Origin of the sequence: Caulobacter sp. 1776 (assembly GCF_040545685.1) — a bacterium.
Taxonomy (GTDB): Bacteria; Pseudomonadota; Alphaproteobacteria; order Caulobacterales; family Caulobacteraceae; genus Caulobacter.
This window is the reverse complement of the sequence record NZ_JBEPMI010000003.1, coordinates 390,089-407,641: the sequence shown is the minus strand read 5'-3', so window position 1 is coordinate 407,641 and position 17,553 is coordinate 390,089. Positions and strand designations below refer to the sequence as shown.

The 17,553-nt window shown below is 69.3% G+C and carries 17 protein-coding genes and 1 pseudogene; 9 read left to right on the top strand and 9 right to left on the bottom strand.

What is annotated here, in order from left to right; genetic code table 11:
* Window positions 1-5: 5 nt before the first annotated feature.
* Window positions 6-860, top strand: a complete 855-nt coding sequence (locus tag ABIC66_RS10550) for an SDR family oxidoreductase (protein ID WP_354070028.1) — start codon at window positions 6-8, stop codon at window positions 858-860.
* Here ABIC66_RS10550 and ABIC66_RS10545 read toward each other — a convergent pair.
* The 3 genes from ABIC66_RS10545 to ABIC66_RS10535 are packed head-to-tail and all read right to left on the bottom strand — an operon-like array spanning window position 857 to window position 2,493.
* Window positions 857-1,624, bottom strand: coding sequence for a sulfite exporter TauE/SafE family protein (locus tag ABIC66_RS10545; protein WP_354070026.1), 768 nt, complete (start codon window positions 1,622-1,624; stop codon window positions 857-859). The two genes, ABIC66_RS10550 and ABIC66_RS10545, sit on opposite strands and share 4 nt — an antisense overlap.
* A 4-nt stretch (window positions 1,625-1,628) precedes the next feature.
* Entirely contained in the window at window positions 1,629-2,165 is a 537-nt protein-coding gene (locus tag ABIC66_RS10540; RefSeq protein ID WP_354070024.1) for a rhodanese family protein, read from the bottom strand.
* Window positions 2,131-2,493 (bottom strand): ArsR/SmtB family transcription factor, encoded by a 363-nt coding sequence (locus ABIC66_RS10535; RefSeq protein WP_354070022.1) that lies wholly within the window; start codon window positions 2,491-2,493, stop codon window positions 2,131-2,133. Before ABIC66_RS10535 ends, ABIC66_RS10540 begins: the two co-directional genes overlap by 35 nt.
* A gap of 74 nt (window positions 2,494-2,567) precedes the next feature.
* On the opposite strand from ABIC66_RS10535, the gene ABIC66_RS10530 reads away from it, so the two are divergent.
* Window positions 2,568-3,428 (top strand): MBL fold metallo-hydrolase, encoded by an 861-nt coding sequence (locus tag ABIC66_RS10530; RefSeq protein ID WP_354070020.1) that lies wholly within the window; start codon window positions 2,568-2,570, stop codon window positions 3,426-3,428.
* On the opposite strand, the gene pseI is transcribed toward ABIC66_RS10530, so the two are convergent.
* The gene (gene pseI / locus ABIC66_RS10525; RefSeq protein WP_354070018.1) at window positions 3,425-4,477 is read right to left on the bottom strand and encodes a pseudaminic acid synthase; all 1,053 of its coding nucleotides are present in this window, start codon (window positions 4,475-4,477) and stop codon (window positions 3,425-3,427) included. The two genes, ABIC66_RS10530 and pseI, sit on opposite strands and share 4 nt — an antisense overlap.
* 59 nt (window positions 4,478-4,536) lie before the next feature.
* Window positions 4,537-4,722 carry a hypothetical protein gene (locus ABIC66_RS10520; RefSeq protein WP_354070016.1) on the bottom strand — a complete coding sequence of 62 codons (186 nt, stop codon included), beginning with the start codon at window positions 4,720-4,722 and terminating at the stop codon, window positions 4,537-4,539.
* A gap of 60 nt (window positions 4,723-4,782) precedes the next feature.
* On the opposite strand from ABIC66_RS10520, the gene trxB reads away from it, so the two are divergent.
* Window positions 4,783-5,790, top strand: a complete 1,008-nt coding sequence (trxB, locus tag ABIC66_RS10515) for a thioredoxin-disulfide reductase (protein WP_354070014.1) — start codon at window positions 4,783-4,785, stop codon at window positions 5,788-5,790.
* A gap of 148 nt (window positions 5,791-5,938) precedes the next feature.
* Here the strand turns inward: trxB and ABIC66_RS10510 are convergent, their stop codons facing one another.
* Window positions 5,939-7,171 (bottom strand): cell wall hydrolase, encoded by a 1,233-nt coding sequence (locus tag ABIC66_RS10510; RefSeq protein WP_354070012.1) that lies wholly within the window; start codon window positions 7,169-7,171, stop codon window positions 5,939-5,941.
* A 17-nt stretch (window positions 7,172-7,188) separates the two neighbouring features.
* The gene (locus ABIC66_RS10505; protein ID WP_354070010.1) at window positions 7,189-7,668 is read right to left on the bottom strand and encodes a Dps family protein; all 480 of its coding nucleotides are present in this window, start codon (window positions 7,666-7,668) and stop codon (window positions 7,189-7,191) included.
* A gap of 59 nt (window positions 7,669-7,727) precedes the next feature.
* Here ABIC66_RS10505 and ABIC66_RS10500 point away from each other — a divergent pair, with 59 nt between their 5' ends.
* From ABIC66_RS10500 to ABIC66_RS10490, 3 genes are all read left to right on the top strand, one after another.
* On the top strand, window positions 7,728-10,127 hold the full coding sequence (locus tag ABIC66_RS10500) for a hybrid sensor histidine kinase/response regulator (protein ID WP_354070008.1): 2,400 nt from the start codon (window positions 7,728-7,730) through the stop codon (window positions 10,125-10,127).
* 83 nt (window positions 10,128-10,210) lie between these two features.
* Window positions 10,211-10,786, top strand: a complete 576-nt coding sequence (locus ABIC66_RS10495) for a hypothetical protein (protein WP_354070006.1) — start codon at window positions 10,211-10,213, stop codon at window positions 10,784-10,786.
* A gap of 185 nt (window positions 10,787-10,971) precedes the next feature.
* A complete protein-coding gene (locus tag ABIC66_RS10490; RefSeq protein ID WP_354070004.1) occupies window positions 10,972-13,278 on the top strand; it encodes a TonB-dependent receptor in 2,307 nt (768 codons plus the stop codon).
* Between the two features lie 92 nt (window positions 13,279-13,370).
* Here ABIC66_RS10490 and ABIC66_RS10485 read toward each other — a convergent pair.
* Together ABIC66_RS10485 and ABIC66_RS10480 are read right to left on the bottom strand one after the other, a co-directional pair.
* Window positions 13,371-13,516: pseudogene (locus tag ABIC66_RS10485) on the bottom strand (hypothetical protein); the annotation flags it as partial.
* A gap of 4 nt (window positions 13,517-13,520) precedes the next feature.
* The gene (locus ABIC66_RS10480; RefSeq protein ID WP_354070002.1) at window positions 13,521-15,332 is read right to left on the bottom strand and encodes an MHYT domain-containing protein; all 1,812 of its coding nucleotides are present in this window, start codon (window positions 15,330-15,332) and stop codon (window positions 13,521-13,523) included.
* Between the two features lie 42 nt (window positions 15,333-15,374).
* Between ABIC66_RS10480 and ABIC66_RS10475 the strand changes: the two genes are divergently transcribed.
* From ABIC66_RS10475 to ABIC66_RS10470, 3 genes are all read left to right on the top strand, one after another.
* Window positions 15,375-16,091: an FABP family protein gene (locus ABIC66_RS10475; RefSeq protein ID WP_354070000.1), complete on the top strand. Its 717-nt coding sequence runs from the start codon at window positions 15,375-15,377 to the stop codon at window positions 16,089-16,091.
* Between the two features lie 164 nt (window positions 16,092-16,255).
* Complete coding sequence (locus ABIC66_RS24215) at window positions 16,256-16,339, top strand: hypothetical protein (protein ID WP_132090929.1); 84 nt, start codon at window positions 16,256-16,258, stop codon at window positions 16,337-16,339.
* A gap of 95 nt (window positions 16,340-16,434) precedes the next feature.
* Window positions 16,435-17,526 (top strand): 3-deoxy-7-phosphoheptulonate synthase, encoded by a 1,092-nt coding sequence (locus ABIC66_RS10470; RefSeq protein ID WP_354069998.1) that lies wholly within the window; start codon window positions 16,435-16,437, stop codon window positions 17,524-17,526.
* Window positions 17,527-17,553 lie beyond the last annotated feature (27 nt).

Here is a 17,553-nt window from a genome sequence, read left to right as displayed (position 1 = left end):
GGAACATGGCGCAACGGAAATCGGTGGCGATCACCGGCGTGTCGACCGGCATCGGCTGGGGCGCGGCCAAGGTGCTGGTCGGCAAGGGCTTTCACGTGTTCGGCAGCGTGCGCAAACAGGCCGACGCCGACCGCCTGCAAGCCGAGTTCGGCGAGGCCTTCACGCCCCTGCTGTTCGACGTCACCGACGAGGCCGCCGTTCGCGCGGGCGCCCGGCGCGTCGAGGCGGCGCTGGAGGGCGCGACCCTGGCGGGCCTTGTCAACAACGCCGGGATCGCCGTGGCCGGCCCTCTGCTCTACCTGCCGATCGACGAATGGCGCCAGCAGCTGGAGGTCAATCTGACCGGGGTGGTCATCGCCACCCAGGCCTTCGCGCCGCTGCTGGGCGCGGGCGGCCGCGTCGCGGATCCAGGTCGGATCGTCAACATCTCCTCGGTCGGCGGCCGCAACGCCAATCCGTTCATGGCCCCCTATTGCACCACCAAGTTCGGGCTGGAGGGCCTATCGGAATCCCTGCGCCGCGAGCTGCTGCCGTTCGGGGTCGATGTGGTGGTGGTCGCGCCGGGCGCGGTGGCGACGCCGATCTGGGACAAGGCCGACCAGATCGACACCACGCGCTACGCCAACACCGTCTACGGCGCCGCCCTGGACCGGCTGCGCGCCTACATGCTGCAGATCGGCAAGGCTGGCCTGGCGCCCGAGAAGATCGGCGAGGCGATCCACACCGCCCTGACCGCGCCCAGCCCCAAGGTTCGCTACGTCGTCTCGCCCTCCCCGATGCAGGTGCTGATGACCGAGATCCTGCCCAAGCGGACGGTGGATCGGATCACGGGCAAGCGGCTGGGCCTGCTGCCGGGCTAACCCAAGGCGCGCCAGGCGACATAGGCGGCGGTGGCCACGATCATCGCCGCGAATAGCCGACGGGCCAGCAGAGCCCTGGCCGCCAGGCGCGGCGCCAGCCTCGCCCCGGCCATCACGCCCGCGACACCGCCCGCCACGAGGGCCAGGAACAGCCGTCCGTCGACCAAGCCCGAGGCGGCGTAGCTGACGCTGGTGGCCGCGCCGAACAGGGTGACGGAGACCAGGGACGAGGCCGCCGCGTTGGCCAGGGTCATGCCGGTGGCCGCCATCAATCCGGGCGCGATCAGGAACCCGCCGCCGATGCCGAAGAAGCCGGCCGCCAGTCCCGTGACCGCGCCGATCGGCGCGAGGCGGACGGCCGCGGCCGGATCGAGGCGGACGTCGGGATCGCCGGGCGAGCCGGGCGCGCGGAACATCGACAGCCCCACCGCCGCCATGGCCAGGGCGAACCAGGCCAGCAGATGACCGCCCGGGACGGCCTTGGCCAGGTGGGCGCCGACCAGCGAGCCGACGAGGCCCGGCGCGCCGAACGTCAGGGCGCAGGGCCATTTGACCCGCCCGGCCCTGGCCTGGGCGACCAGGCCGGCGGCCGCGCTGACCGCCACGGCCGCCGCCGAGGTTCCGATCGCCACATGGGGATCTCGAACCCCGACGACGTACAGCAGCAGCGGCGTGGCCAGCACGGAGCCGCCGCCGCCGAACAGGGTCAGCAGCAGGGCGACCAGCGCCCCGCTGAACAGGGCCGCGAGCACGCTCGTATCCATGGCGTCACGCCGACGCCGGACGGTTCCAGGGCGCCAGGGCGAGCAGGCGCGCCATGCCGCAGAAGCCGGTCACGCCCGCCAAGGTCAGGCCGGCGCCGACAAAGCCGGCGATGCCGAACAGCAGGGGCGAGACCGTCAGCCCCAGGACCACGCTGGCCAGCACCAGCAGGCCGGCGGCGATCTGCACCTGGCGCATCATCTCCAGCGGGGCCCTCAGGTCCACCTCGACCGGCAGGCCGGCGGCGTCCCAGGCGTCGAGCCCGCCGTCCAGCACATAGGCGCGCGCGCCGCAGGCCGAGGCCAGGCGCTGGCCATTGGCGCCGGTGCGCATGCCAGAGCGACAGGTGAAGATCACCTCGCGTCCGTCGGGCAGGCCCAGCCCCTTGGCGTCCAGGGTGGACAGGGGCCGCGACAGGGCGCCCCGTGCGCGGCGGCGGGCGAATTCGTCGGGCTCGCGGATATCAACCAGGACGGCGCGGCGTTCGAATAGGCGCTGGGCGGCGTCTTCAGGTTTCAGCGGCGTCAGTGTGGGGGAGGTCATGGGCGGCGCTCTCTGCTGGGGGGCAAAAGATCTCCGCGAGGACGCCGACCACCTTCAAGGCGGCCGGGTCGGCGATCCGGTACCAGACGCTGGTGGCTTCGCGGCGCGCGGCCACGACCCCCTCGTCGCGCAACACCGCCAGGTGTTGCGAGAGCGCGGACTGCGACAGGCCGACGAGGGGTTGAATCTGCCCCACCGACCGTTCGCCTTCGGCGAGCTGGCACAGGATCATCAGCCGCCGTTCGTTGGCCAGGGCGCGTAGGAGCCTCGCGGCTTCGGCGGCGCTGACCTCGAACTGGCTGACATCGAAACGCGAGAGATCAAACATGAGAGCCATATATTAGCTTGTGCTAAATTAGCAAGTCCTTATATGAAGGCCATGCTCATTCGGAGGCTCCAACCATGCGACCCGGGGTTCAAGCGTTTTTCGATCCGGCCACCTTCACGGTCAGCTATCTGGTCAGCGACCCGGCCACTGGAGCGGCGGCCATCGTCGACCCGGTGCTGGACTTCGAGCCCAAGGCCGCGCGGCTCTCGACCCGATCGGCCGACGCCCTGCTGGCGGCCGTCAAGGCCCAGGGCCTGACTCTGGCCTATGTGCTGGAAACTCACGCCCACGCCGACCACCTGTCCGCCGCCGACTACATCCGCCGCGAGACGGGCGCGAGGATCGTCATCGGGGCCCGCATCGTCGAAGTGCAGAAGGCCTTCATCCCGATGTTCGAGGCCGAGGTCGCCGCCGACGGCGCGGTGTTCGACGTGCTGATGAACGAAGGCGACACCCTGCCGCTGGGCGACCTGACCATCGGCGCCCTGCACACGCCGGGGCACACGCCGGCCTGTCTGACCTATCTGATCGGCGACGCCGCCTTCGTCGGCGACACCGTGTTCATGCCCGACTATGGCACGGCCCGCGCCGACTTCCCGGGCGGCGACGCGCGCACCCTCTATCGCTCGATCCGAAAGGTGCTGGATCTTCCGGCGGAAACCCGGATCTTCGTGGGGCACGACTACCTGCCGGAGGGCCGGTCGGACTATCGCTGGGAAACCACCGTGGCCGAGGAGCGGGACCGCAACATCCACGTAGGCGGCGATGTCGGGGAGGACGCGTTCGTGGCCCTGCGGCAGGCGCGCGACGCCACCCTGGCCGCGCCCACCCTCATCCTGCCCGCGCTGCAGGTGAACATCCGCGCCGGGGCCCTGCCCGAGCCCACGGCGGCGGGGAACGTCTTCCTGCGGTTGCCGGTGACGCGGGTCGCCTAGCCCACCATCGACCAGTCCAATGGCTCGCCGCGCGCGATGTCGCGGGTCGCGGGCTTGCCCAGGACGTTGTCCAGTTCGCCGGGCGGCAGGCCGTTGCCGGGGCGGACCGAGCGGATGTTGGCGCGAGACAGCGTCTCGCCAGCCTTGATATCCGTCGTGACGTAGAGCGAGCGGCGGAACAGCAGGCTGCCCTGCTCGGCGCCCAGCACGTCGTAGTGGGCCGCGCCCAGCGAAGCCCAGGCGTTCTTGGTGTCGTCGACCAGAGCCTTGAACTCGGCCGGCTCCAGGCTGAAGCCGGCGTCCGGCCCGCCGTCGGCGCGAGCCAGGGTGAAGTGCTTCTCGACCGCGCAGGCGCCCAGGGTCACCGCCGCCACCGAGGCGGCCGTGCCCGGGGTGTGGTCCGACAGGCCGATCGGGCAGCCGAAGCGCGCGGCCATGTCCGGCACGGTCCGGACGTTCGCGTCGGCGAACGTCGCCGGATAGCTCGACACGCAGTGCAGCAGCAGCACGCCCTTCGCCCCGGCCTCAAGGGCGGTGTCCAGCGCCGTCTGCATTTCACGCAGATTGGCCATGCCGGTCGAGATGATCAGCGGCTTGCCCTTGGACGCGGCGTACTTGATCAGCGGCAGGTCGACGGCCTCGAACGAGGCGATCTTGAAGGCCGGCGCGCCCAGGCTGTCCAGCAGGTCGACGGCGGTCTCGTCGAACGGGCTGGAGAAGATCGTCACCCCCCGCTGCTTGGCGCGCTCGAAGATGGCCGCGTGCCACTCGAACGGGGTTTGGGCCTCTTCGTAGAGTTCATAGAGGGTGCGCCCGTCCCACAGCCCGCCGTGGATCCTGAACTCGGGCCGGTCGACGTTCAGCGTGATGGTGTCGGCGGTGTAGGTCTGGATCTTGATCGCGTCGCAGCCGGTGTCGGCGGCGGCGTCGACCATCGTCAGGCAGCGCTCGAGGCTGCCATTGTGATTGCCCGACAGCTCGCAGATCACATACGGCGAATGATCGGCGCCGATCTTGCGGCCGGCGATCTCGATGGAGGGGGCGGACATGACGGATCACCCGAAAACGTGGTTGCCGACAGTTTAACCCGCGAAAGGTGGACGAGGCGTCAATCGCGGGGCGTGTCGTCCTCGACCGACTCCCGCGCCCGCCGCCGCTTCGAGGCCGCGATCGCGATCAGCGACACCGCCACGGCGATCGTCGACGCGCCGACGGCGACGTTTCCGATCGCCATATTGACCACGGACACGAGGAGCAACAGTACGGCCAGGCTGATCAGAACTCGATGCCGCATCAGATTTCCCCCGCTCGGCGCCCATCGCCTCCAGCCGGAATCGACACTATATCTGCGGCCATGTCCACGACCGCTCCCCGCCACACCCGCTGCCTGATCATCGGTTCGGGTCCCGCCGGCTACACCGCCGCCATCTATGCCGCCCGCGCGCTGCTGAAGCCCGTGCTGATCGCCGGCATCCAGCCGGGCGGCCAGCTGACCATCACGACCGATGTCGAGAACTATCCGGGCTTTGCCGACGTGATCCAGGGCCCTTGGCTGATGGACCAGATGCGCGCCCAGGCCGAGCACGTCGGCACGGAGTTCGTCGGCGACATCGTCACCGCGGTCGACCTCTCCAAGCGCCCGTTCGCGGTCAAGACCGACAGCGGCCAGGACTGGATCGCCGAGACGATCATCATCGCCACCGGCGCCCAGGCCAAGTGGCTGGGCCTGGAAAGCGAGAGCAAGTTCCAGGGCTTCGGCGTCAGCGCCTGCGCCACCTGCGACGGCTTCTTCTATCGCAACAAGGAAGTCATCGTGGTCGGCGGCGGCAACACGGCCGTGGAAGAAGCCCTGTTCCTGACCAGCTTCGCCAGCAAGGTGACCCTGGTCCACCGCAAGGACGAGCTGCGGGCCGAGAAGATCCTGCAGGAGCGCCTGCTGGCCCACCCGAAGATCCAGGTGGTCTGGGACAGCGCCATCGACGAGGTCAAGGGCGACACCGACCCGATGGGGGTGACGGGCGTGCGCCTTAAGAACGTCAAGACCGGCGCGACCACCGAGCTCTCCGCCGACGGCGTCTTCATCGCCATCGGCCACGCCCCGTCGTCGGAGCTGTTCGCCGGCCAGCTGGAAACCGGCCCCGGCGGCTATCTGAAGGTCAAGCCGGGCACGGCCTCGACCGCGATCCAGGGCGTCTACGCCGCCGGCGACGTGACCGACGACGTCTATCGCCAGGCCGTCACCGCGGCCGGCATGGGCTGCATGGCGGCGCTGGAGGCCGTGCGCTTCCTGGCCGAGGAAGACCACAAGGCCGCCCATCATCCGATCAGCCACGAGGAAGCGGGCAAGATCGGGGTCTGGTGAGCGCCAGCGCCCCCTCCGTCTCGCCGCTTCGCGTCGATCCACCTCCCCCGTTGTACGGGGGAGGATGAGGCGCATCCTCCTCCCCTGCGCAGCGGGGGAGGTGGCGCGATGCGAATACGCATCGTGACGGAGGGGGCGCTCCGCGACCTCAGTTCAGCGGAGTCAGCAAACTCGGCGGCCGGGGTTTCGGCTTGGGCGGCGGCGGAGGCGGCGCGGCCGGCGCCGGCGGGGCCGCGACGGCCGGCGGGGGCGGCTCGCTCACCGCTTCCAGCGCCTTGTTGATCCGGGCGATCTCGTCCTGGGTCGGGATGCGGCGGCCGGCGACCGTGCCCTGCATGGTGTAGCGCTCGCCGGTCGGCGAGTTGGGATCGGCCACCACCACCATCTTGGCGTCGGGCAGGACGAGGTTCGAGACCCCCAGCATCTGGGCCATGGCCCCGGTCGGGACCGCCGGCGCGTTCTGGGCGGCCAGCACCTCGGGCGGCGCCGCCTCCAGGGTGCGCGGATCGGCGGCCATCAGGATCTCGGCCGAGACGGTCTCGTTGCCCGAATAGCGACCGGTGAAGGCCTTCAGGGTCCCGGACGGTCCGGTCCAGCGATAGAAGATGTGCTGGCCGAACTGACGCAGCTTGACCAGGGTCGGGGCCCAGTACGGCGCGACATAGTCAGCGTGATAGTGGGTGGCGGTGCCCACCGGCTTGAACACGAAGCCGCTGAGCGCGCGCTTGGCCACCGCCTGGGCGTTGGCCCACAGGGCCGGCACCGGCGTGCGGGCCAGCGAGCCGTCGCAGGCGAAGCTGAACTGGCAGCCGGTCGCGCGCGCCGCGCCCTCGTAGATCACCCCGCAGATCGACTTCGGATAGCCGGGGTGGCGCATGCGGTTGATCACCGTCTGGGCCACGGCCTGCTGCCCCTCGCCAGGCTCGAAGCCGGCCTCGTAGTATACCGCCTGGGTCAGGCAGTTCAGCGCCTTGGCGCGAGCGTCGGCCGTGCCGGTCAATACGAACGGGCGGGCGGCCTCCAGCTCGTCGGGCGCCTGGGGCCGCAGCGCGTTGATGATCCGGGCCTCATCGAAATCGGGCACGCGGTCGCCGATGCGCGGGATGTCCTTGAGATTGATCACCTCCCAGCCTTCGACACGGCCCCAGTAGTCCTTGTGCGGACGCGGATCGTGACGCTTGGCCAGGGCCAGCATCGCGGGATCCATGTCGGCGACATAGTGCCGCAGGCCCCGCTCGCTGAAGCTGGAGGTGATGCGCATCAGGCCGCCCTCGCGGCCCGCGCCGGCCGGCACGTAATAGGTCGCGCACGCGGACAGTCCGCCGGCGATCAGCAGGGTCGCGGCGGCCTTCCAGGCCAGGGTCTCGGTCAGGGTCCCCACCCCGCCCCCGGGCGCGATTATTTGCTACCGAGGGTAGAGCGGATCATCCAGGCATGTTTCTCGTGCGCCTGGAGCCGCTGGGTCAGAAGGTCGGCGGTGGCCTCGTCACCGGCGTCGTCGGCGACCGGGAAGGCATCGCGCAAGGTGCGGATAACCGTTTCATTGTCGGCTTTCAGCTCGCTCAGCATGGCTTCCCATTCGTTCTCAGGATTGCCGTCCTTGATGCTCGAGAGGTTGCCGAACGCGGCGTAGCCCTGCGGCGCCAGCTCACCCAGAGCGCGAATGCGTTCGGCGATGTCGTCCAGCGCCGCCCACTCTTCCTGATACTGACCTTCGAGCAGAACATGCAACGACTGGAAGTTCGGACCGCGAACGTTCCAGTGATAACCGTGCGTCTTGAGATAGAGCGCATAGCTGTCCGCCAAAACCTTGTTCAGCGACGCGGCGATGTCGGCCCGCTGTTTGGCGGTCAGTCCGGTGTTGAGGGCGTCAGCCATCATGATCTCCCGTGTTGCGTGCTCTAGGTAAGCGTGTCCATGCTCTTGGCAAGACATCTTTGCGGGGAGCGGAGGTGCAGAACAAAGACGCCCAACCCTTGGCCTCCGACGAGTCCGGACGAATCCATGGCCTGATTAGCGCCTGGCTGATCCCTCCGGTTCCGCCGCCGGCGTGGCGCAGCGCGATCGCCTCGCTGATCGGGGTGTCGATGGCGGTGTTGATGCGCGTGGCCCTGCTGGGCCTGCACGGCGGCGTCGGCGCCACCCAGCCCTTCTTCCCCGCCATCATGCTGGTCACCCTCTACGCCGGCTGGCGCTGGGGTCTGGTCCCGCTGGGCGCCGGCGCGGTCTTCGGCTGGTGGCTGTGGGGCGGGCGCGACCACGAGGCGCTGTCCGAGGACGAGCTGGCCACCATGGTCATCTATCTGATGTGCGCCGGAATGGTCCTGGTCGCCATCGAGGCCCTGCGCGGCGCCATGCGCGGCCTGGCCCGGGCCCGCGAGGAGCGCGCCGACGCCGAGGCCCGCCTGCGCGTCACCCAGACCGCCGCCGGCGTCGGTCCCTGGGACTTCGACATGGTCGCCAACGAGCTGTTCCTGTCGCCCGGCGCGCGGCGCAACATAGGCGTGTCCGACGACGCCAAGCTGAAGCTCGAGGACCTGTCGAAATACGTCCACCCGGACGACCGCGAAATGGTGCGCCAGCGGGTGCGGCGGGCGATCGCCGGCCAGCAGGACTACGAGGTCGAGTACCGCCTGGCCGACACCAGCCGGGGCGAGCGCTGGGTCCACGGCCGCGGCGAGGTGATCCGCGACGAGGACGGCAAGCCGGTCCGCATGATCGGGCTGAACTTCGACGTCACCAACCGCCGCCGCTCCGAGGAGCAGGTGCGCGAGAGCGAGGCGCGGTTCCGGAACCTGGCCGATAGCGCTCCAGCCCTGATGTGGGTCTCGCGGCCGGGCGGCATCCGCGAGTTCGTCAACCGCGCCTATGTCGAGTTCGCCGGGCTCGACTACGACGGGGCCCTGACCATGGACTGGCGCACGCGCCTGTTCCCCGACGACCTGCCCAACATCCTGAAGGCCCAGGTCCAAGGCGAGGCCTCGCGCAAGCCGTTCAGCCTGGAGGGCCGCTATCGCCGGGCGGACGGCGAGTGGCGGTGGCTGAAGTCGTTCTCCCAGCCGCGCTTTGGCCCCGACGGCGCCTTCATCGGCTTCATCGGCATCGCGTTCGACACCACCGACGCCAAGCAGGCCGAGGCTAATCTGACCGGGCTCAACGAGCTGCTCGAGGAGCGGGTCTCGGCCGCCGTGGCCGAGCGCGACGCGGCCCAGGCGGCCTTGCTGCAGTCGCAGAAGCTGGAGGCCATCGGCCAGCTGACCGGCGGGGTGGCCCACGACTTCAACAACCTGCTGACCGTGATCATCGGCGCCCTGGACGTGGTCGAGCGCCATCCCGACGACGAGCGCCGCCGCGAACGCATGATCGCCGCCGCCCTGGCCGCCGCCAAGCGCGGCGAGAAGCTGACCCAGCACCTGCTGGCCTTCGCGCGCCGCCAGCCGCTGAAGCCCGAGATCTGCCGCGTCGACCGCCTGATCGCCGAGTGCGAGGGCCTGCTGAGGCGGGCCCTGGGCGACGCTTACACCTTCCACCTGCGCCTGGGCGTGGGGCTGCGCAGCGCCCGGATCGACGCCGGCCAATTCGAGGCGGCCCTGCTGAATCTGGTGGTCAACGCCCGCGACGCCACCCCGCCCGGCGGCGAGGTGACCATCGAGTCCCGCCCCGTCACCCTCACCCGCAAGCAGGGCGAGCTGGAGCCGGGCCGCTATCTGCGCGTGGCCGTCCGCGACACCGGCGCCGGCATGGACGCGGCGACCATCGCCCGCGCCGTCGAGCCGTTCTTTACCACCAAGGCGCCCGGCGAGGGCACGGGCCTTGGCCTCTCCCAGGTCTACGGCTTCGCCCGGCAGAGCGGCGGCTCGGTCGACATCGAGAGCAAGCCCGGCCATGGCGCCACCGTGGCCCTGATGCTGCCGGTCATCGAGGGCGACACCGTCGTCCGCAGGGTCGCCAAGGTGGACCACGTCCAGGCCCAGGTCCCCTCGCGCGTCCTATTGGTCGAGGACGACCCGCAGGTGGCCGAGCTGATCGACGCCATGCTGCACGATCTGGGACACTCGGTGGTCCGCGCCAGCGGCGTCGAGGAGGCCCTGTCGCGCCTGGCCCAGGACGGCGACATCCAGCTGGTCCTCAGCGACGTGATCATGCCCGGCGGCCGGAGCGGCGTGGACCTGGCCGAACAGCTGGCCGCCGACCGCCCCGGCCTGCCGGTGGTGCTGTGCTCGGGCTATACCGGCGGCGACCAGGGCCGGGCCCGGGCGGGCGACTGGCCCTTCATCAGCAAGCCGTTCTCGCTGGAGACCTTGGCGCAAGCGCTAGCCCAGGCGCGGCCGCACTAGGGCGCGGCGCGGATCCGGGGAAGCTTTCGACTCTGCAACTTAGAGATTATAGGAAATCCGGGTTGTAACCGAAGAGCCTGGCCATGCGACACGCCCTTGCGCCCAACCTGATGTCGAGCGCCTTGATGCTGGTGTCCCTTTCGGGGGGACAGGCGCAAGAACGCGCGCTCGACAGGATGACGATCGACGGCGTGCAAGCCGGGAGGGTCGCGCTCGCCAAGGTTTGCCTACCCGCGATCCTTGGCGCGCAATCGATCGAACCGCTGGCCATCGCCCAAGGCATGCTTCCCGCCTCGGCGCGCGAGGTTGGCGGCGGAAAGGCCGACAAGGCCTGGCGGTTGGGGTTGGTCGAGCCCGCCTATGCGGTGGCCTGGAGCGACGGGAGCTGCACGGCCCTTGTCGAGAAAGGCTCCCGCGAAGCCCTCGGCGCCATGGCCGAGGGCGAGATTCTTGGTCGCCCCGAAGGCTTCAAGCGCGGTTCGGTGGCCGTGGTCGAGAACGGGCGCTTGGAGCGAAGCATCTATTGCGCGCAAGTCCGCGGCGGTTGGGCGTTGGTCAGCATTACGGTCGCCGGACCCAAGCGCGTGTCGCGGACTCGCGCCCTGTCCTCGACCGTCTATCTCAGGCCGACCCCGTCGGCGCTTTGCGCGGCGAGCTGAGCGTCGGCGGTCGCATCCGAGCGACCGCCCTCAAGCCCAAGTAAGAAAAACCTTCACTGAACCGACATCGAACCGGCCTATAGCGCGTACGCGCCTGGGCGCGGGGTGGGACGAATCGCGCCCTGTCCGCTAGGTCCGGCGCATCTCCAGACGGTCACAAGGCCGCGAACAAGGTGTCTCTCCCCATGCGAACTGCCCCCTCGAAACACGCCCTGCTGCTGGGTACGGCCTTCGCCGCGACCTTGAGCCTCGCCGGCGCCGCCCACGCCCAGCAGGTCGCCTCGGCCGATCCGGCCAGCGCCACCGCCCTCGACGCGATCGTCGTCACCGCCGAGCGCCGCTCGGAAAACCTGCAGAAAGTCCCGCTGTCGGTGGCCGCCGTCTCGGGCGACCAGCTGCGCGCCGTTACCGCCGACGGCGGCGACATCCTGGCGCTGTCGGGCAAGGTGCCCAGCTTCTACGCCGAGACCACCACGGGCCGGATCTTCCCGCGCTTCTACATCCGCGGCCTGGGCAACATCGACTTCTACCTCGGCGCCTCGCAGCCGGTGTCGATCATCCAGGACGACGTCGTGCTGGAGCACGTGGTGCTGAAGTCGAACCCGCTGTTCGACATCCAGCAGGTGGAAGTGCTGCGCGGCCCGCAAGGCTCGCTGTTCGGTCGCAACACCACGGCCGGCATCGTCAAGTTCGACACCGTCAGGCCGAGCGACACCTATAAGGGCCGCTTCAGCGCGTCGTACGGCAGCTACGGCACGACGACCTTCGACGGCGGCGTCGGCGGCCCGATCGCCGACGGCCTGTCGTTCCGCGCCTCGGTCCTCTACCAGCACCGCGACGACTGGGTGGACAACACCTATGCCGGCGCCAGCGCCGACGGCACCATGTCGCCGAAGAAGAACGCCCTGGGCGGCTTCACCGAAAAGGACGCCCGCATCCAGGTCCTGGCCAAGCCGAACGACAAGCTGTCGTTCCTGGTCTCGGCCCACGCCCGCAACTACGAGGGCACGTCGACCCTGTTCCTGCGCCAGGCCATCACCAAGGGCTCGAACAAGGTCAGCGTGCCGCGCGACCAGGTCGCCCTCGACGAGGCGGCCTACAATCCGCAGGCCTATGACACCCAGGGGATCTCGGCCCACATCGACTACGACTTCGGTCCGGTGACCCTGACCTCGATCAGCGCCTACGAGCACAGCGCCGGCTACAGCCGGGGCGACACCGACGGCGGCGCGGCGGCCAACTTCCCGGTCAATGGCGTTCCGAACGGCTTCGGCCAGTCGATGGGCCAACTGCGCGACCTGGACCAGCTGACCCAGGAAATCCGCCTGGCCAGCAACGGCGACGGAAAGCTGAAGTGGCAGGTCGGCGGCCTGTACTTCGACTCGCGCGACACCACCGACTTCTACCAGCGCGGCTATTTCCTGCTGCCGACCTCGGCCGGCTACAACCCCAACAACTGGGTGCGCCTGCACAACCTGAACACCTCGTGGGCGGTGTTCGGCCAGGTCAGCTACCAGCTGACCGACGCCCTGACGGTCACCGCCGGCGTGCGTGACACCTACGACGCCAAGAAGACGGTGCTGGCCAAGACCTCGAACAACGCCGCCAACGTCTCGACCTATGCCGGCCGTCGCTATGTGCGTCTGGCCGACGAGCAGGTCAGCTGGGACCTGTCGGCCAACTACCAGGTCAATCCGGACGTCAGCCTCTACGCCCGGGCGGCCAAGGGCTTCCGCGGCCCGACCATCCAGGGCCGCTCGGCGGTGTTCAACGCCGACTTCACCACGGCGGATTCGGAAACGATCCAGTCGTACGAAGTGGGCTTCAAGAGCGCCCTGCTGGACAACAGCCTGCGCCTGAACGCCTCGGCCTTCACCTACGAGGTCAAGGACATCCAGCTGAACGGCAACGACAGCAACGGCAACGGCGTGCTGTTCAACGCCGACAAGGCTAAAGCCTACGGCGTCGAGGCCGACCTGGAATGGCGTCCGGTCCAGAATCTGCTGCTGACGGCTGGCGCCAGCTACCTGCACAGCGAGATCCAGGACAAGCGCGTCTACGCCCAGGTTTGCGCCCTGAACGGTGTGGTGGTCTGCACGGTCGAAAATCCGACGATCAAGGTGGGGACCAACACCTTCGCCCAGATCGACGGCCAGCCGCTGCCGAACGCCCCGAAGTACAATCTCAACTTCACGGGCCGCTATGACATCCCGGTCGGCGAGGCGGGCCGCCTGTTCGTCGCCACCGACTGGAACGTCCAGGGCTACACCAACCTCGTGCTCTACAAGACCCGCGAGTTCTACTCGAAGGGCAGCTTCGAGGGCGGCCTGAAGCTGGGCTACGAGAACCTGGACAAGGGCTACGAGATCGCCGTGTTCGGTCGCAACATCACCAACGAGAAGAACCTCAAGGGCGTGATCGAGAACTACATGGCCGCCGTCTACAACGAGCCGCGCGTCATCGGCGTCTCGCTGAGCGCCAAGCTGAAGTAAGCGCTTTTCAATGGACCCGGTCGTAGGATCGGGCCGCTTTTCCAGCCCCGGAGCTTCGTGCTCCGGGGCTTTTCCTTGGGCGGCGACGGAGCGTGAACGCCCCCACCGTCACGATGCGTATCCGCATCGCGCCACCTCCCCCGTTTCACGGGTGAGGAAGTTGCGGCTTACCTCTCCTCCCCCCCGCCCGCGGGGGAGGTGGATCGGCGTCGATAGACGACGAGACGGAGGGGGCGCTTCCCCTACCCGAAGAACGACTCCACCGGCTCCACCGCCGCGACGGGCAGCGGGGCCTGGATCACGCAGGTCAGGCCCTCCGGCGCGTAGCGGACGTCGACCACGCCGCCCAGGTCCTGCTCGATGCTGATCTTGATCAGCCGTGAGCCGAACCCCAAGCCCTTCGGCGGAGCGACGATCGGGCCGCCCTCCTCGCGCCAGTCGAGGACGAAGCGGGCGACGCCGTCATCGGCCACGACCGCGCGCCAGGCGACCTTCACGCAGCCCGACGCGACCGAAAGCGCCCCGTACTTGGCCGCGTTGGTCGCCAGCTCGTGGAACACCAGGCCCAGGGCCAGGGCCTGGCGGGCCGAGAGCTCCAAGCGGTCGCCTTCCAGCGACACCTGGCTGTCGGGATAGGGCGCCAGCTCCTGGGCCAGCAGATCGCCGATGGCGGCGGCCTCCCAGCTGGACTGGGTCAGGACGTCGTGGGTGGCCGACAGGGCCATCAGCCGGTCCTCGAACACCTTGCGGAAATCGCTCATCGAGCCGGCGCGGCGCGCGGTGTGGGCGGCGATCGACTGGATGGTCGCCAAGGTGTTCTTGACCCGGTGGTTCAGCTCATTGGTTAGCAGGCGCAGCCGCCGCTCGCTGGCCGTGACCGCCGCGAAGGCCACGTGGCGGTCGGTGACGTCCAGCACCACGCCCATCATCCGCCGAGCCTTGCCGCTCGCGTCGCGCAGCACCTCGCCGCGAACATTGACCCAGCGATCCTGATTGATCAGGCGATATTCGATGTCGTAAGCGCCGCCCGTGCGCAGGGCGCTCTCGAAGGCCTTGTCGCGCCGCGCGCGATCCTCCGGCGACAGGGCGCCTAGCCAGCGGTCCAGGGTCAGGGCCTCGTCGGGCCCCAGGCCGAACAGCGCCTTGCCCTTGCTGGAGACATGCAGGACGTTGGCGCCCAGGTCGAACTCCCAATAGCCCACCCCGCCGGCGTCCAGCGCCTGCAGGATGTTGCCGCGCTGGTCATACAGCGAGGCCATCAGGGCCAGGAACAGGATCAGCAGGGTGCCGCCCGCCACACCCATGCCGATGATGAACGGGCTCACCCCCAGCGGGGCGACGGGATGGGCCTCGGCGCTCGGCGTCAGGCGCAGGGCGGCCATGGCGGTGAAGTGCATGCCCACCACCGCCGCGCCCAGCAGCGAGGCGGCGATGCTCCGCTCGATCGGCCCGCTTCCGCGACGGGCCACGGCCAGGGCGGCGGTCGAGGCGACCACGGCCAGGATCAGCGAAGCGACGACGAGATCGGCGCGATAGCCCAGCGACACCGCCGACCGCAGCGCGGCCATGCCGACATAGTGCATCAGGCAGATGCCCGCGCCCATGGCCGCGCCCGCGATCAGCAGGCCGTTCCGCCCGACCCGCTCGCGCGTGGCGCCGAGGAAGGCGGCCCAGGTCGAGGAGATCGCCAGGGCCAGCGAAGCCACCGTCAGGCTCGGGTCGTAGGCGACCGGCGAGCCTGGGTCGAAGCTCAGCATGGCGATGAAGTGCATCGACCAGATGCTCAGGCCCATGGCGACGGCCGCGGTGCTGATCCAGACCAGCCGGGCCTGGCCCACGTGCCCGGAGACTCTTCGCGCCAGGTCGAGCGCTGTCCAGGATCCGAAGATCGCCACGCCCAGCGACAGGGCGACGAACGTCCAGGGGTGGTGATGATGATGCAGGATCGTCGTTCCCGTGTTCGCCGCGCCCGTTCCGCCAGTGTGCTCAACGTTGGGACGAACGTCCAGGCTTGATGGCGAAACGCCAAGAAAGCTCGCCTTACGGACATCCATCCGCTAGGCCGCTCTTCGACGACCCCTTGCTTCGGAACCCCCATGGTCCCCTTCTCCGACGACATCTTCACCGAACCCGAGGACGTGGATCCAGACACCCTGGCCAATCTGGGACCGTTGCGGCCGCTGGCCGGCGTCTGGGAGGGCCGCAAGGGCGTCGATCTCAATCCCAAGGCCGAGGGCCCCGAACGCCGCGAGTTTCTCGAGCGCATCGAGATGCAGCCGATCGATCCTCAGGCCAACGGCCCGCAGCTGCTCTATGGGCTGCGCTATCACGTCCACATCGTCGCCTCGGACGAGGACACCACCTTCCACGACCAGATCGGCTATTGGCTGTGGGAGCCGGCCACGGGGCTGATCATGCAGACCCTGGCCATCCCGCGCGGACAGGTGGCCCTGGCTCGCGGCCACGCCAAGCCGGACGGCGCGGGCCTGGTCATCCGCGCCGAGCGGGACACGCCCGGCTATGGCATCTGCTCGACGGACTTCCTGGAGTGGGCGTTCCGCACCGACTCCTACGACCTGGACGTGACCTTCGACGCCGACGGCGGCTGGTCCTACGTGTCGACGACCATCCTGCAGGTCCGCGGCCGCACCGCGCCGTTCCGCCACGTGGACCGCAACAGCCTGACCAAGGTGGCCGAGCCGCGGCCCAATCCCAGCGCGCGGATCGCGGCCGGCGAGGCCTCCATCGCCGACGCGCATGGCTTCGTCTCGATGATCCCGCCGGGGCCGGAGTCCTCGCCCAGCGAATCCTGACGGAAACGCCGCGATATCAACCCACTAACGCCGTCATCCCGGATAGCCTCTGCGAGGCTTCCGGGATGACACTTGAAGGGCGGGCGCCAGTAGGTATCGAACCCAAGCGACGCTCGATCGGCACAGGGGGTGACATCCCGTGAACTTGGCCCTACGTTAGGCCCATGATCCTCGCCGCCAGCCAACAGCTGTTTTGGTACTTTAGCTATCCGACGCCTCTGGCGTTGGGAGGGGATCGTTCGGCCTGAATTCAGCGCCGCGAACGTCTTCACCAGCCGCCAGGGGTTCCCCGGGCGGCTTTTTTCATGGCCCTCCGGACGCCCAGTTTTCCCGGAGTTTCGCCATGCCGTCCTCGACTAACGCTCACCTCATCTCGCTGCCCGTCCCCACGGACGACCTGCGCATTTCGCGCCTGCAGACCCTCAGCCCGCCCGCCCAGGTGATCGGCGAGGCGCCGGCCACCTCATCGATCGCCGAGATCGTCGGCGACGCCCGCCACGCCGTGCACCGGATCCTGGGCGGCCAGGACGACCGCCTGGTGGTGGTGATCGGCCCTTGCTCGATCCACGATCCCAAGGCCGCCATCGACTATGCCCGCCGCCTGGCCGTCGAGCGCGAGCGCCACGCCGGCGAGCTGGAGGTGATCATGCGGGTCTATTTCGAAAAGCCGCGCACCACGGTCGGCTGGAAGGGCCTGATCAACGATCCCGACCTGGACGGCGGCTTCCGGATCAACGAGGGCCTGCGGCTGGCGCGGCGGGTGCTGCTGGACGTCAACGCCCAGGGCCTGCCGGCGGCCTGCGAGTTCCTGGACGTCACCACCCCGCAATATATCGCCGACCTGGTGGCCTGGGGCGCGATCGGCGCGCGCACGACCGAGAGCCAGATCCACCGCGAGATGGCTTCGGGCCTCTCCTGCCCGGTCGGCTTCAAGAACGGCACCAACGGCGACGTCAAGGTCGCGGTCGACGCGGTGCTGGCCGCCGCCCAGCCGCACCATTTCCTGGCCGTGACCAAGGAGGGCCGCGCGGCTATCGCCACCACCACGGGCAATGCCGACAGCCACGTAGTGCTGCGCGGCGGCAAGACGCCCAACTACGACGCCGCCAGCGTGGCGGCCGTCGCCGAGGCCCTGGCCAAGGCCGGCCTGCCGCCACGGATCATGGTCGACGCCAGCCACGCTAACAGCGGCAAGAACCACGAGAACCAGCCCGCCGTCGTGGCCGACCTCTGCGCCCAGGTCGCGACCGGCGCCTCGCCGGTGATGGGGGTGATGATCGAGAGCAATCTGGTCGCCGGCCGCCAGGACATCGTCGCGGGTCAGCCCCTGACCTACGGCCAGTCGGTCACCGACGCCTGCGTCGACTGGCACACCTCGGTGGGCCTGCTCGATCAGCTGGCCGCGGCGGTGCGGGCGGGGCGTCTGAAGCGCTAGTCGGCGCAAAAAGAAAGGGCCGGCTCC